This is a genomic window from Streptococcus sp. oral taxon 071 str. 73H25AP (assembly GCF_000146755.1).
Classification (GTDB): Bacteria; Bacillota; Bacilli; order Lactobacillales; family Streptococcaceae; genus Streptococcus; species Streptococcus oralis_T.
This window is the reverse complement of the sequence record NZ_GL397254.1, coordinates 608394-622855: the sequence shown is the minus strand read 5'-3', so window position 1 is coordinate 622855 and position 14462 is coordinate 608394. Positions and strand designations below refer to the sequence as shown.

Below are 14462 nucleotides of genomic sequence, written 5' to 3'. Positions count from 1 at the left end.
GGATTCCTCTCTTTTTCATGAGATGATTTCAATTATTTCCTGCAAACGTTTCACTCCATCATTTATTTTAACATATTTTTGAAATTCTGTAACTAGTTGAGGGGAAATTTTTCCATTTGTATAAACTTTTGCGACAATTTCTCCCTTTTGAACGGAGTCACCGACCTTCTTCTCAAAAACGATTCCAGTTTCATAGTCCAAGTCATCAGTCTTGACTGCACGACCGGCTCCTAGTCTCATGGCATAGAGCCCAAATTCCATTGCAGGAAGAGCTGAAATGACACCTGTATCTTGAGCCGGGATATCAACTACATGCGTCACCTTGACTGGGCGATAGAGATCTTCTAGATCACCGCCTTGAGCCGCCACCATTTCTTCAAACTTAGCCAGCGCTTGGCCATTTTCCAGGTGTTGACGGATTTCCTCGATCGTTTTCTCAACATCAGCCAAACCAAGCATAATCTGAGCTAGTTCACAAATAAAGTGACTAATATCTTCTCTGCCTTTTCCTTGAAGTATTTCAATTGCTTCTAGGATTTCGAGACGATTGCCAATGGCTCGTCCCAAGGGTTGGCTCATATCGGTAATAACCGCTACTGTCTTTCGACCAACGGCCTTACCCAAATCGACCATGGTTTGAGCCAATTCTCGCGCCTCATCGACAGTTTTCATGAAGGCACCCTCACCAACAGTCACGTCTAGCAAAATGGCATCCGCCCCAGCAGCAATTTTCTTGCTCATGACAGAACTCGCAATCAAAGGAATCGTGTCGACAGTCGCCGTCACATCACGAAGGGCATAGAGAAGTTTATCTGCTTTAACAAGCTGATCTGACTGCCCAATGACAGATACACCAATGTCCTGTACCTGACGAATGAAATCTTCTTGACTGCGCTCCACTTGGTAACCCTTGATTGCTTCCAACTTATCTAGGGTTCCGCCAGTATGCCCTAGTCCACGACCACTCATTTTTGCCACGGGCACACCAAAGCTAGCAACAAGGGGAGCTAAAATCAAGGTCACCTTATCACCTACACCACCAGTAGAATGTTTGTCAACTTTAACCCCATCAATAGCTGACAAGTCAAACTCCTGACCTGTCTTAACCATATTCATCGTCAGGTCAGAAATCTCTCGTGTCGTCATTCCTTTGAAATAAACCGCCATAGCAAAGGCAGACATCTGATAATCTGGAACAGTTCCAGCTACATAGCCTTCTACTAGCCATTTGATTTCAGCTGCAGTCAGTTCTTGACCATCTCGTTTCTTTTGAATTAAATCAACTGCCCTCATGCTTTCACACTTCTAAGGATATAATATCCCTTGTCTTTCTTTATAATTTCACAATTTCCAAAAACATCTTCCATCTTGCTTTTGGCGCTCGGAGCACCTTGCTTTTTCTGAATGACGATGGTTAAATCCCCTCCGTCTTTCAAGAAATCTCTGCTCTTTTCGATAATCTCATGAACAACTTGTTTACCCGCTCGAATAGGCGGATTAGAAATAACATGGTCAAATTTCCCTTCAACTTGTTCATAGATATTGGATTGGAAAATCGTTGCTTCTACTTTATTTCGTTCAGCATTTTGTCGAGCCAAGTCTAAAGCACGATTATTGATATCAACCATGGTTGCCTGAACTCCATAAGCCTTGGTCAAGGACAAGCCCAAAGGCCCATATCCACAACCCACATCAAGGACCGTTTCTCCTTTGTTAACCTCTAGACACTTCAATAAAAGCTGACTCCCAAAGTCAACCATTTTCTTGCTAAAAACACCCGCATCTGTTAAAAAGGTCATGTTTTCTCCCAACAACTCCACTCTCAACTCATGAATGTCGTGAGCAGCATCAGGATTTTCTGCATAATACATTTTACTCATAAAACTATTTTACCATAATTTGGCTTGAATTGTAAGTCGTTTACAAAGTGATGATAAAATGAAAAAGACTGAAGAATCCTAGTCAAAAAAACTTTTCTTCAATCTCTTTCAATTATTAGAAATACATTACAATCTATCGGGAACTACAAAGTATCATAGTCAGGAAAAAACAGATCATCTGTAATCAGGCGCATTTTTATTACTATTTCTTAACCTTAAAATACTTTATTATCAACAGGATTCCCAATATGATGTTCAGATAAAAACCCAGCTGATAAGTTTGTGTCAAGATTTCTAAACTTGTCCAAAGTCGCATCAAATCTTCTAGTGACATACGGAATAGATATCCTTCTGTAGCAATCCACAAAATCAAAAATAGATAACTACCAGCAGCAAGCCATTTCGTCCACTGCTTTTTTACTAACCAAGCAATCAAGAGTGAACAGATAAAGACAACTGTTACAAGGAGATGATCCATTAAGAAGGTAAAACCGTAATAGGTTTCTACAAAGCGTCTACCATTATCCGCATTCGCTCCCCTTATAAAAGGTAGTGTAAAACTTAAAATAAAACAGAGTTCCAATATGTAACATCTCAAGATTTTCATTGTATACCTCCTATAAGTTGCGAACTAAAAAACCACTTTTAATAACTGATAACTCTTCAGAAACAATTCCCTATCTCATCATTAAATTATTCAACCTCCATCTACCTCTATTATACGATATTGGCTTACTACCATCAAGAAACCGCTTTATTTTTTTAGCTTTTTATGGTATGATAAACAAAATATCTAGGGGAAAACAAATGACCAACGAATTTTTACATTTTGAGAAAATCAGCCGCCATACTTGGCAATCATTGCATCGCAAAACAACCCCTCCCTTGACAGAGGAAGAGTTAGAATCCATCAAGAGTTTCAATGACCAGATTAGTCTGCAGGACGTAACGGATGTCTATCTTCCCCTTGTCCATCTTATCCATATTTACAAGCGCACCAAGGATGATTTGGCATTTTCAAAAGGAATTTTCCTCCAACGTGAAAGCAAATCACAGCCTTTTATCATTGGGGTTTCTGGTAGTGTTGCTGTCGGGAAATCAACAACTAGCCGACTTCTGCAAATCCTTCTCTCTCGTACAGTTACTGATGCTACTGTAGAGTTAGTGACAACGGATGGCTTTCTCTATCCCAATCAAACCTTGATGGATCAAGATATATTAAATCGCAAAGGTTTTCCTGAAAGTTATGATATGGAAACCTTGCTGAATTTTCTTGATTGCCTAAAGAATGGGCAAGATGTCGATATCCCCGTCTATTCTCATGAAGTGTATGACATCGTTCCTGGAGAGAAGCAGCGTGTCAAAGCTGCGGACTTTGTTATTGTTGAAGGCATCAATGTCTTTCAAAACCCTCAAAATGAGCGCCTTTACATCACTGATTTCTTTGATTTCTCCATCTATGTGGATGCTGCTGTCGAGGACATTGAAAGTTGGTATCTGGATCGTTTCTTAAAACTGCTCAGCTTTGCCCAAAATGATCCCAACAGCTACTACCACCGTTTTACGCAAATGCCAATAGGAGAAGTTGAAGCCTTTTCACACCAGGTTTGGACCAGTATTAATCTCACAAATCTACAAAACTATATCGAACCGACAAGGAATCGCGCCGAGGTCATTCTTCACAAGACTAAAAACCACGAAATCGATGAAATTTACCTAAAAAAATAATTTCCCCTTGTCAAAACCTAAGTTTTCATATATAATGGTATAGTTAGTAAATATGGAGGTAAGAACATTGGCAAACATTAAATCAGCTATCAAACGCGCTGAATTGAACGTTAAACAAAACGAAAAAAACTCAGCTCAAAAATCAGCTATGCGTACTGCTATCAAAGCTTTCGAAGCAAACCCTTCTGAAGAACTTTTCCGTGCTGCAAGCTCAGCTATCGACAAAGCAGAAACTAAAGGTTTGATTCATAAAAACAAAGCAAGCCGCGATAAAGCTCGTCTTTCAGCTAAACTTGCTAAATAAGAAACAGTCCACAGAGGCTGTTTTTTTGTCCTCCATTACGAAAAGGTAGAAAATGAAAATCGCAATCATCGGCTATTCTGGAGCTGGTAAGTCAACTCTAGCTGAGAACTTATCTAACTACTACTCCATACCCAAACTGCATATGGACACCCTCCAATTTCAACCAGGCTGGCAAGACAGTGATCGTGATTGGATGAAAGCCGAGATGAAAAACTTCCTCACTAATCACTCAGACTGGGTCATCGACGGCAACTACTCTTGGTGTTGCTATGAAGAAAAAATGCTGGAAGCTGACCAAATCATCTTTCTCAATTTTTCACCATGGACTTGTCTCTTTCGAGCCTTTAAACGGTATCTCACATACCGAGGCAAGGTCCGAGAAAGCATGGCTGCAGGTTGCCCCGAACGCTTTGACTGGGACTTTATCCGATGGATTCTCTGGGATGGGCGGAGCAAATCCGCTAAGGAACGCTACAAGGGGATTCAAGAAACCTATCCAGAGAAAGTAATTCTCCTCAGGTCTCAAAAGGAGATAGACCACTTCTTAGATAATCTCGCATATAACAAGAAAAACCAACGTACCTAACGTTGGTTTTTTGCTATTACCCAATCATACTTCCGTTTGGTACAGCTGGATCCACTGTGAGAAGGGTTAGTTTGCCATCATGTTCAGCTGAGAGAATCATCCCTTGGCTGACATATTTTTTCATCATCTTGCGTGGTTTGAGGTTGGCAACGATTTGAACTTTCTTGCCGACCAATTCTTGTTCGTTTGGATAGTATTTTGCAATTCCTGAGAGGATTTGACGATCTTCACCATCACCAGCATCCAAGCGGAATTGAAGCAACTTATCAGAACCTTCTACTTTAGAAACTTCTTTGATTTCTGCGACACGGATTTCAACCTTGTCAAAGTCTTCAAACTTGATTTCTTCCCTGTTTAGTTTGAGTTCGACTTCATCTGGATTCCATTCTTTTTCAACCGCAGGTTTGTTGCCTTCCATTTGTTCCTTGATATAGGCGATTTCTTCTTCCATATCCAGACGTGGGAAGATTGGAGTTCCTTTGGCAACTACAGTCACACCTGCAGGGAAATCAGCCAAGCTCAAGTTCTCAAGGCTAGAAACTTCTGCGAGACCAAGCTGAGTCAAGACTGCCTGACTTGTCCCCATCATAAATGGCTCAATCAAGTGAGCTACAATATGAAGGCTAGCTGCCAAGTGGCTCATCACACTTGCTAATTGGTCACGGAGGGCTTCATCCTTAGCCAAGACCCATGGAGCAGTCTCATCGATGTATTTATTGGTACGAGAAATGAGAGTCCATACTGCTTCCAAGGCACGTGGGTAGTCAACTGCTTCCATGTGTGTATGGTAGTCAGAGATAGATTGCTCTGCTACTTGAGCAAGAGCATTGTCAAATTCAGTCACACCTTCTACATAGGCTGGAACTTTTCCATCAAAATACTTATTAATCATGGAAACCGTACGGTTGAGGAGATTTCCAAGGTCATTGGCCAATTCATAGTTGATACGGCCGACGTAGTCCTCAGGAGTAAAGGTTCCGTCTGAACCAACTGGGAGGCTACGCATGAGGTAGTAACGAAGTGGATCCAGTCCATAACGTTCTACTAGCATTTCAGGGTAAACGACATTCCCTTTAGACTTAGACATCTTGCCGTCTTTCATGACAAACCAACCGTGGGCAATCAAACGTTCTGGCAACTTGATATCGAGCATCATGAGCAAGATTGGCCAGTAGATTGAGTGGAAACGGAGAATATCTTTTCCGACCATGTGGAAGACTGTTCCGTTCCAGAACTTGTCAAAGTTAGTATGATCGTCTTGACCATAACCAAGAGCAGTCGCATAGTTGAGAAGGGCATCGATCCAAACATAGACAACGTGTTTTGGATTAGATGGTACTGGCACTCCCCAGGTAAAGGTTGTACGAGAAACCGCTAAGTCTTCCAAACCTGGCTCAATAAAGTTACGCAACATTTCATTAAGACGACCATCTGGAGTGATGAAGTCAGGATGAGATTTGAAAAATTCAACCAAACGGTCTTGGTATTTGCTGAGGCGAAGGAAATAAGACTCTTCTGAAACCCACTCCACTTCGTGACCTGATGGAGCGATACCGCCCGTCACAATTCCAGCTTCATCACGGAAAACTTCTGCAAGCTGGCTTTCTGTAAAGAATTCTTCATCTGATACTGAATACCAACCAGAGTATTCGCCCAAGTAGATATCATCTTGAGCAAGTAAACGTTCAAAGACTTGAGCCACTACTTTTTCATGGTAGTCATCAGTTGTACGGATAAATTTATCGTATGAGATATCTAATAATTTCCAAAGTTCTTTGACTCCAGCCGCCATCCCATCAACATAAGCTTGAGGTGTAATGCCAGCCTCTTCCGCTTTTTGCTGGATTTTTTGACCATGCTCGTCAAGGCCTGTCAAACAAAAGACATCGTAGCCCATGAGGCGTTTGTAACGAGCTAGGACATCACAAGCGATGGTTGTGTAAGCAGAACCGATATGAAGTTTACCAGATGGATAGTAAATTGGTGTTGTAATATAAAAATTCTTTTCAGACATAATATTTCCTTTCCAGGCAAATGAAACCTGTTTTTCTAACACTTCATTATATCATATTTTTAGTGATTTTCGATAGGAAAATCCATACAAAAACAAGACAGACAAATGTCCATCTTGTTTTTTCTGCTCTATATCTTATTCATAACGAAGGGCTTCAATCGGATCAAGCTTAGAGGCTTTATTGGCTGGTAAGACACCAAATATCATACCAACGCTGGCTGATACAGCCAAGCTAAAGAGAGCAATTGGGAGGGAAACCCCAACTTCGATACCTGCAATCATGTTTTGAAGCAGCACTCCGGCTAACATGGTCATTCCAGCAGCAATTCCAAGACCGATGACTCCACCCAACAAGGTCAAAATCATGGATTCAATCAAGAACTGAACTAGAATATTACCACGTGTGGCTCCTAGTGCTTTGCGTAGACCAATCTCACGGGTACGCTCTGTCACCGAAACAAGCATGATATTCATAACACCAGTACCACCGACAAAGAGAGAAATCCCAGCAATAGCACTAATTATCGTTGTTATAAAGCCGAAGAGTTGTTGTACTTCTTGGAAGGCGGCAGACGCATCTGCAACTTGATACTCCCCTTGTTGAAGCCCCGCAATCTCTGTCATTCTTCTTGCCAACTCTGGACCCAAAGTCTGCGTTAGACTAGTATCATTGACACGAAAGACGATGTTCGAGATTTCATCAGTATTAAAATTGGCTGCGAGAGAGATATTGGTCGTAATTGGAAGACCACCGATCCCAAAGGCTTTAGCAGTTTTAGCTTCATTGCTAGTATAAACGCCAATCACACGGTAACTAAATTCATTGACAGAGATGATTTGATTAACCGCGGCTTCTGGACTATCAAACAAACTCTTAGCTAGTTCTTCATCCAACAAAATCACACTGGCAAATTCCTTGTAGTCTTGCGGTCTTAGACTTCTACCCGCAACGATTTCATTTTCAACTGCGTTCATGTAGGTGCTATTTCCGCCTGTCAGAGTTGCTCGTTCAACCTTCTTATCCTTATAAGATAGGGTAACGTTGGTCGAGTTGGTGACATAGTAACTGTCTACTCCTTTAAGTTTAGCAGCCTCCTTGACCCAAGATTCGAGTGGTTTTGGTGGTTCAACATGAACATCCTCTTCTTTCCCACTGACTGTCAAAGCGGATTGTTTCTGCGTAAAGGAGCCGTCCTTGCTTTTGATAGGAGAGAAAAAGACATGGATATCCTTTTGTGATTTGGTCATGTTTTTATTGACCTGACGGGACATGGAGTCTCCCAGAGCCATGATGACGACGACAGACGAAACTCCGATGATAATCCCGATCATGGTGAGGAAGGAACGCATCTTGTGGGCCATGATGGATGAAAAGGCAAATTTCAGATTCTGCATCTTAGTTTTCCTCCTTTACTACCTGAGCACTGTCTGATGAGATGACCCCATCACGAATGACAATCTGGCGTTTAGCATAGGCAGCAATCTCAGGCTCATGCGTGACCATGATAATGGTCTTCCCTTCCTTGTTTAACTCCACCAACAGTTGCATGATTTGATTTCCTGTCTTGGTATCTAAGGCTCCTGTCGGTTCGTCAGCTAGGATGATAGAAGGATTATTTACCAAGGCACGCGCAATCGCTACACGTTGCTTTTGTCCACCTGATAACTCTGAAGGCAAATGATGATTGCGCTCCGTTAACTCAACCTTTTCCAGAAATTCCTCAGCCAATTTCCGACGTTTTGAAGCTGAAACTCCAGCGTAAATCAAGGGCAATTCAACATTTTGAAGCGCATTGAGCTTGGACAAGAGAAAGAACTGCTGAAAGACAAAGCCGATTTGTTGGTTGCGAACCTTGGCAAGCTGTTTCTCTCCAAGACCTGCAACTTCTTGCCCTTCAAGGTAGTACTCTCCACTGGTTGGTGTATCCAACATTCCGATGGTATTCATCAACGTAGACTTACCAGAACCAGACGGTCCCATAATAGCGACAAACTCACCTTCTTGAACTTCTAAGTTAATATTTTTTAGGACCTGCAGTTCTTGGTCACCATTTCGATAACTCCTGCAGATATTTTTTAGACTAATTAGTTTCTTCATCAGCCTTCACCTCTTTTCCTTCTTCCAAGGAAGATGTTGGATTACTGATGACCTTGGCACCGTCTGTCAAACCTGAGGTAATTTCTTGGTTGTCTGCGTCCGCATTTCCCAAAGTAACTTCTACCTTCTTCGCTTTTTTCTGGTCGTCAACGAGCCAGACATAGTTTTTGTCATTTTCGGTAACGATACTTGTTAAAGGAACAAGGATGGCCTTACTCTTGTTTTTGACTTCAACACTGACTGAGAAGCCTTGTTTCAACTCACCGATATCGCTAGTCACATCAACAGTATAAGGGTACTTAGATCCAGTATTTCCTCCAAGGGCAGCATTTGCTGCTTCTCCGTTGTTTTTAGGATAATCAGAAATATAGCTGATTTTACCTGTCCAGCTCTTATCTTGGTAAACTTTAGAAGTAAAGGTAACTTCTTGACCTACAGAGAGGTTGGCAAGGTTGTATTCAGACAACTCCCCTTTGACCTGCAAGTTTTCATTACTTACGACATGTGCTACCACTTGGCTATTACCTGTTGGCGATTTAGAAACATTACGATTAACTTCAACTACAGTCCCTTCTAGTGTACTGAGGACAGTTGCAGCATCTAGCTGAGCTTGAGCCTTGTTGAGCTGGGCTACGGCATCTGCACGGTTATCCTTGGCATCACTGATTTGAGAATCAATAGAAGATACTGAAGAAGTCGCTGCTTGCGCTTGTTCTGGGAGTCCAGCTTCTGTTGGAACCTGTGGAGAAGCTGGTGCAGCTGATGCATTTTCACGAGCCTTGTTTAACTCCTCGATATGACGGTCTGCCTTTGCAACTGCACGATCGGCTGCATCATAGGCAGCTTGAGCATCTGCACTGCTGTATTTGACCAAAGCTTGCCCTTCTTCGACCTTGTCCCCGACTGAAACGAGAATTTCATCTAAATCTCCCTTACTAGCATCAAAATAAACGTATTGTTCATTTTTTGCTGTAACCGTACCTGACAAGAGAACCGATGAAGCAACAGAACCTTCCTTAGCAGTAACGATATGAGAGGTTCCCTCCTTGACTGCTGACTGGGAAGGTTGTCTAAAAATCAAAATCCCCGCAGCACCGATAACAATAGCACTGGCAACACCAATCGCTGTGTATAATTGCCATTTTTTTGCCTTCTTATTTCTTTTCATTTTTAAGCTCCTTTATTCTTTTGCCTTACAAAAAACCATTATATCAGAAATATCGAGACCAAACAATGACAGTTCAGATGGAAACAATGACAGTTCAGGATCATTATTTCGTTCGGTATTCGTTTATTAGATTATTGTGCTAGATATATAATACAATATCTTTTTGAATTTGGCAAGCGTTTTTATAATTTTTTTACCGTAGCAGATTTTTGCATTCAAAAAATAAAAACGATAGAATATGACTATCAAGGCTATAAGGAGTTTTCTATGAGAGAATATGATATCATCGCCATCGGTGGAGGAAGCGGCGGCATTGCCACTATGAACCGAGCTGGCGAACACGGTGCTAAAGCTGCTGTTATCGAAGATAAAAAATTAGGTGGAACCTGCGTTAATGTCGGCTGTGTTCCTAAAAAAATCATGTGGTATGGAGCGCAAATCGCTGAAAGCTTCCACCACTACGGCCCTGACTATGGTTTTACAAGTTCAGATGTTCAATTTGATTTCGCAAAACTTCGTCAAAATCGTGAAGCCTACATCGATCGTGCCCGCTCGTCTTATGATGGAAGTTTCAAGCGCAACGGTGTTGATTTGATTGAAGGTCGTGCTCATTTCGTTGATGCTCATACGGTCAGCGTTAATGGTGAATTGATTCGTGCCAAACATATCGTGATTGCGACTGGTGCTCGCCCAAGCATCCCAACTATCCCTGGAGCTGAACTTGGTGGTAGCTCAGACGATGTCTTTGCTTGGGACCAACTTCCTGACTCCGTTGCGATTCTTGGAGCTGGTTATATCGCCGTTGAATTAGCAGGTGTTCTCCACGCACTCGGAGTAAAAACTGATTTGTTTGTCCGTCGTGATCGTCCCTTGCGTGGTTTTGACAGCTACATCGTTGAAGGACTTGTCAATGAAATGGAAAAAACAGGTCTACCTTTGCACACACATAAGGTACCCGTCAAGCTCGAAGAAACGGAGCAAGGTATTACCATTCATTTCGAAGACGGTTCTAGTCATACTGCCAGCCAAGTTATCTGGGCTACCGGGCGACGTCCAAATGTAGATGGTCTGGAGTTAGAAAAGGCTGGAGTTACACTCAACCAACGTGGATTTATCCAAGTGGATGAGTATCAAAATACAGTTGTAGATGGCATCTACGCCCTTGGAGACGTTACTGGTGAGAAGGAACTGACCCCAGTAGCCATCAAGGCAGGACGCACCCTATCTGAACGCCTCTTTAATGGAAAAACAAATGCCAAGATGGACTACACGACTATCCCTACTGTTGTCTTCTCCCACCCAGCAATCGGAACGGTTGGTTTAACCGAGGATCAAGCTATCAAAGAATACGGCCAAGATAACATCAAAGTCTACAAGTCAAGCTTTGCATCTATGTACTCTGCTGTTACAAGCCATCGTCAAGAATCTCGCTTCAAACTCATCACCGCCGGTGCTGACGAAAAAGTTGTTGGACTTCACGGACTTGGTTACGGAGTGGATGAGATGATTCAAGGATTCGCTGTCGCCATCAAGATGGGAGCAACCAAGGCGGACTTTGATGCTACAGTAGCTATCCACCCGACTGCCTCTGAAGAATTTGTAACCATGCGCTAATTATCGTAAGAGACCTCTTGAGGTCTCTTTTTACTTGCAAAATCGGCTGTTACAAAATTGTTACCTTTATTTTAAAAATGGGTTGACTTCTCTTTTTGAATCAGTATAATAGTTACTATAATTTTGAAAAGAGGTTAACAGTTTTGAAAAAAACTCATATCTATGCCATTCCTGCTATCGGTGCTGCTCTCATCGCCGTATTGGCACAAATCAGTCTCCCTATCGGTCCTGTACCCTTCACTTTGCAAAACTTTGCAATCGGTCTGATTGCTACTGTTTTTAGACCTAGGGAAGCTGTTTTATCTGTAGCTCTCTATCTCCTGCTGGGTGCCATTGGTCTACCTGTCTTTGCAGGGGGTGGTGCAGGATTTCACGTTTTAGTCGGTCCGAGCTCAGGCTATCTTTGGTTTGACCTTGTCTATGCAGGTCTTACCTCTTATCTCATCCATCAGAATAGTGGCTATATCCGCATTTTCCTAGCCAACCTCTTGGGTGATTCTCTCGTCTTTGTCGGAGGTATTCTCAGCCTCCACTTCCTTGCTGGTATGTCATTCGATAAGGCACTCGCTGTCGGAGTCCTTCCCTTTATCCTTCCTGATCTTGGTAAGATTATTGCCATTAGTTTCATTAGCCGTCCCCTACTCGAACGATTGAAAAGCGTCACTTATTTCTCAAGATAAAAAAATAGTCCAGAACAATTGTTCTGGACTATTTCCTTTCCAATTACTTCATAAGAACTAACTGAAAATCAAGTCTCATCTAGAGATTATTTATTTTTACGGCTTACAAAGTACAATCCACTGGTCACTGCCATCAAAGCAAGTCCTGCAACTACTGTTGCGTTAGATGCTTTTTCACCAGTGTTAGGAAGTTGAGGTTTTTGTCCTGGTTTTCCTGGTTCATTTGGTTTACCTGGTGTTGGTTTTTCTGGAGTGTGCGTATTTGTAACGTTCCTACCATCTTCTTTTGCTGTGTAACCTTTGATAGTGCCAACCTCTTTGACCGTGTACTCGATTGGTTTACCATTTGCGTAACGATCAAGGCCTGTAAATTCGAAGGCCCACTCGTTATCTGATAGAGCAGTTGCCTTTGTAACAGTTACAGTCTTACCAGTTTCTTTACCGTTGGCAAGAAGTGCTACAGTAATTGAGTCTGGACGGATACCATCTTTGTTATTAGCATCATCCCAGATCTTCTTACCTTTTACAGTTGTTTTCTCTGGTGTATGTTTGTTGGTAATGGTGTACTTACCGTCTTCGTGGTCAGTTACTACTGATTTGTATTCTGCAACAACCACTTCTTTGACTTTGTACTTGATTTCTTTACCATTTTCATACTTAGGAAGTTTTTTAGATTCAAACTTCCAACCAGTTTTTTCTGAAACTTCAATTTCTTGAACAACTTTTTCGCCATTAAGAATTTGAACTTTCACAGATCTTGTACGTTTACCATCTTGGTTATTGTTATCATCCCACACCTTAGTTCCTGAAAGGATAACTGTATCTGGATTGTGAGTGTTAGTCACTACTTGACCAGTCACAGAGGCTTCATAACCAGCTGGTACATCTACTTCCTTGATTGAGTAAGCGATCTCTTTACCAGCTTCGTACTGTGGAAGATTTGTGAAGGATGCTACCCAAGTGTTAGCGTCAGTCTTATCCTTAGCTGTCAAGGTCAATTTCTTACCTTCAACGGCTACTGGATCCGCATTTCCTACTTTTTTATAAAGTTGAACGGTTACGGACTCAGGACGTTTGCCGTCTTGGTTGTTCGCGTCGTTCCATACTTTTGTTACTTTGTAGTCGATTGCTTTAGGAGCATATTTGTTTGTGATGGTAAAGTCTGTAATAGTTGATTCGTATTCTGCTACGGCTTCTTCTGTTACAGTGTATTTGATTGCTTTACCATCTTTATATTTTGCTAATTTCGTGAATTCGACAGTCCAAGTTCCATCTGTGGCTGCTTGAACTTCTTTCGAATTAACTTTCTGACCGTCTGCTAAAAGATTGATTGTAATCTTGGTTGGACGTTTGCCGTCTTGGTTGTTCGCGTCATCCCAGTTCTTAGTTGCTTTTACATCAACTGTTTCTGGAGAATAGCTATTTGTGATAGTGAATCCTGATGCAGCGTCACCAGTAACCTTAGAAGTGTAACCAGGAACAGTTACTTCTACTACTGTGTACTGGATAGGTGTGCCACCTTTATCAGCATCAAGGTCTGTGAAGCTTCCAGCCCAACCGTTTTCGGCATTGAGCTCAAGTGTCTTACCTGTATCTTGACCGTCTGCAAGCAATTTAACTGTGACAGACGCTGGACGTTTACCATCTTGGTTGTCCTTATCATCCCATGCTTTCTTCACAGAAACTGAAGTTTTCGCTGGAGTGTATTTGTTTGTGAAGACTAGATCTTTTGCTTCTTTTGAGGCAGTTGCTTTCAATTCAGTTGCACTTACTTTTTCAACTGTTACTTCAACTTCTTGAACTGTCTTATCGTAAGTGATTCCTGCTTCAGATCCAGCAACTTCTGAGATAGTGTACTTGTGAGTTCCCACTTGGCTCTCATCATATGAGATTGGTGCGAAAGTAACACTTCCGTCTGCAGCGTTTGTTACTGTTTCGACAACACTACCGTCTTCTTTCTTCAAGACAAAGCTGTATTTACCTGCTTCAAGAGCTTTTCCTTCAAGAACTTTCTTAGCTCCAAGAGTTACAGTTGTAGCTCCTGCTGGTGTGTAAATGTTCTTAAATACAAGATCTTTCGCTTCTTTCGAAGCTGTTGCTTTCAATTCAGTTGCACTTACTTTTTCAACTGTTACTTCAACTTCTTGAACTGTCTTATCGTAAGTGATACCTGTTTCATCGCCCTCAACTTCTGAGATTGTGTACTTGTGAGTTCCTACTTGGCTCTCATCATATGAGATTGGTGCGAAAGTAACACTTCCGTCTGCAGCGTTTGTTACTGTTTCGACAACACTACCGTCTTCTTTCTTCAAGACAAAGCTGTATTTACCTGCTTCAAGAGCTTTTCCTTCAAGAACTTTCTTAGCTCCAAGAGTTACAGTTGTAGCTCC

Annotated in this window: 13 protein-coding genes; 5 read left to right on the top strand and 8 right to left on the bottom strand. The window is 41.9% G+C overall.

Going from position 1 to position 14462, the window contains the following annotated elements; genetic code table 11:
- Positions 1-15 precede the first annotated feature (15 nt).
- From HMPREF9189_RS05345 to HMPREF9189_RS05335, 3 genes are all read right to left on the bottom strand, one after another.
- Positions 16-1293 carry a pyrimidine-nucleoside phosphorylase gene (locus HMPREF9189_RS05345; protein ID WP_001202929.1) on the bottom strand — a complete coding sequence of 426 codons (1278 nt, stop codon included), beginning with the start codon at positions 1291-1293 and terminating at the stop codon, positions 16-18.
- On the bottom strand, positions 1290-1880 hold the full coding sequence (locus HMPREF9189_RS05340; RefSeq protein WP_009755300.1) for a class I SAM-dependent methyltransferase: 591 nt from the start codon (positions 1878-1880) through the stop codon (positions 1290-1292). Before HMPREF9189_RS05340 ends, HMPREF9189_RS05345 begins: the two co-directional genes overlap by 4 nt.
- A gap of 202 nt (positions 1881-2082) precedes the next feature.
- Positions 2083-2487 (bottom strand): hypothetical protein, encoded by a 405-nt coding sequence (locus HMPREF9189_RS05335; protein ID WP_000698667.1) that lies wholly within the window; start codon positions 2485-2487, stop codon positions 2083-2085.
- Between the two features lie 200 nt (positions 2488-2687).
- Here HMPREF9189_RS05335 and coaA point away from each other — a divergent pair, with 200 nt between their 5' ends.
- The 3 genes from coaA to HMPREF9189_RS05320 all read left to right on the top strand — a co-directional run bounded on the left by coaA (position 2688) and on the right by HMPREF9189_RS05320 (position 4498).
- Positions 2688-3608, top strand: a complete 921-nt coding sequence (gene coaA / locus HMPREF9189_RS05330; RefSeq protein WP_000180475.1) for a type I pantothenate kinase — start codon at positions 2688-2690, stop codon at positions 3606-3608.
- Between the two features lie 67 nt (positions 3609-3675).
- Entirely contained in the window at positions 3676-3912 is a 237-nt protein-coding gene (rpsT, locus tag HMPREF9189_RS05325; protein ID WP_001274000.1) for a 30S ribosomal protein S20, read from the top strand.
- A gap of 52 nt (positions 3913-3964) precedes the next feature.
- The gene (locus HMPREF9189_RS05320; RefSeq protein WP_000684219.1) at positions 3965-4498 is read left to right on the top strand and encodes a DNA topology modulation protein; all 534 of its coding nucleotides are present in this window, start codon (positions 3965-3967) and stop codon (positions 4496-4498) included.
- A 16-nt stretch (positions 4499-4514) separates the two neighbouring features.
- On the opposite strand, the gene metG is transcribed toward HMPREF9189_RS05320, so the two are convergent.
- The 4 genes from metG to HMPREF9189_RS05300 all read right to left on the bottom strand — a co-directional run bounded on the left by metG (position 4515) and on the right by HMPREF9189_RS05300 (position 9778).
- Entirely contained in the window at positions 4515-6512 is a 1998-nt protein-coding gene (gene metG, locus HMPREF9189_RS05315) for a methionine--tRNA ligase (protein WP_001291347.1), read from the bottom strand.
- Between the two features lie 135 nt (positions 6513-6647).
- On the bottom strand, positions 6648-7907 hold the full coding sequence (locus HMPREF9189_RS05310) for an ABC transporter permease (protein WP_001180393.1): 1260 nt from the start codon (positions 7905-7907) through the stop codon (positions 6648-6650).
- A 1-nt stretch (position 7908) separates the two neighbouring features.
- On the bottom strand, positions 7909-8610 hold the full coding sequence (locus tag HMPREF9189_RS05305) for an ABC transporter ATP-binding protein (RefSeq protein WP_000733795.1): 702 nt from the start codon (positions 8608-8610) through the stop codon (positions 7909-7911).
- Positions 8594-9778 carry an efflux RND transporter periplasmic adaptor subunit gene (locus tag HMPREF9189_RS05300; RefSeq protein WP_000827882.1) on the bottom strand — a complete coding sequence of 395 codons (1185 nt, stop codon included), beginning with the start codon at positions 9776-9778 and terminating at the stop codon, positions 8594-8596. The genes HMPREF9189_RS05305 and HMPREF9189_RS05300 overlap by 17 nt, the downstream gene beginning before the upstream one ends.
- Before the next feature lie 267 nt (positions 9779-10045).
- Here HMPREF9189_RS05300 and gor point away from each other — a divergent pair, with 267 nt between their 5' ends.
- Together gor and HMPREF9189_RS05290 are read left to right on the top strand one after the other, a co-directional pair.
- Complete coding sequence (gor, locus tag HMPREF9189_RS05295; RefSeq protein ID WP_001209546.1) at positions 10046-11392, top strand: glutathione-disulfide reductase; 1347 nt, start codon at positions 10046-10048, stop codon at positions 11390-11392.
- 143 nt (positions 11393-11535) lie between these two features.
- Entirely contained in the window at positions 11536-12072 is a 537-nt protein-coding gene (locus HMPREF9189_RS05290; RefSeq protein WP_000750779.1) for a biotin transporter BioY, read from the top strand.
- An 86-nt stretch (positions 12073-12158) separates the two neighbouring features.
- On the opposite strand, the gene HMPREF9189_RS05285 is transcribed toward HMPREF9189_RS05290, so the two are convergent.
- Positions 12159-14462, bottom strand: a 2304-nt coding sequence (locus HMPREF9189_RS05285) for a Cna B-type domain-containing protein (protein WP_000430251.1), incomplete at its 5' end; no start/stop codon positions are given.

Coding starts and splice junctions, on each gene's coding strand:
- HMPREF9189_RS05320 (WP_000684219.1), top strand. CDS start 3,965: ATGAAAATCGCAATCATCGGCTATTCTGGAGCTGGTAAGTCAACTCTA.
- HMPREF9189_RS05305 (WP_000733795.1), bottom strand. CDS start 8,610: ATGAAGAAACTAATTAGTCTAAAAAATATCTGCAGGAGTTATCGAAAT.
- coaA (WP_000180475.1), top strand. CDS start 2,688: ATGACCAACGAATTTTTACATTTTGAGAAAATCAGCCGCCATACTTGG.
- HMPREF9189_RS05310 (WP_001180393.1), bottom strand. CDS start 7,907: ATGCAGAATCTGAAATTTGCCTTTTCATCCATCATGGCCCACAAGATG.
- gor (WP_001209546.1), top strand. CDS start 10,046: ATGAGAGAATATGATATCATCGCCATCGGTGGAGGAAGCGGCGGCATT.
- metG (WP_001291347.1), bottom strand. CDS start 6,512: ATGTCTGAAAAGAATTTTTATATTACAACACCAATTTACTATCCATCT.
- HMPREF9189_RS05300 (WP_000827882.1), bottom strand. CDS start 9,778: ATGAAAAGAAATAAGAAGGCAAAAAAATGGCAATTATACACAGCGATT.
- HMPREF9189_RS05335 (WP_000698667.1), bottom strand. CDS start 2,487: ATGAAAATCTTGAGATGTTACATATTGGAACTCTGTTTTATTTTAAGT.
- HMPREF9189_RS05340 (WP_009755300.1), bottom strand. CDS start 1,880: ATGAGTAAAATGTATTATGCAGAAAATCCTGATGCTGCTCACGACATT.
- HMPREF9189_RS05345 (WP_001202929.1), bottom strand. CDS start 1,293: ATGAGGGCAGTTGATTTAATTCAAAAGAAACGAGATGGTCAAGAACTG.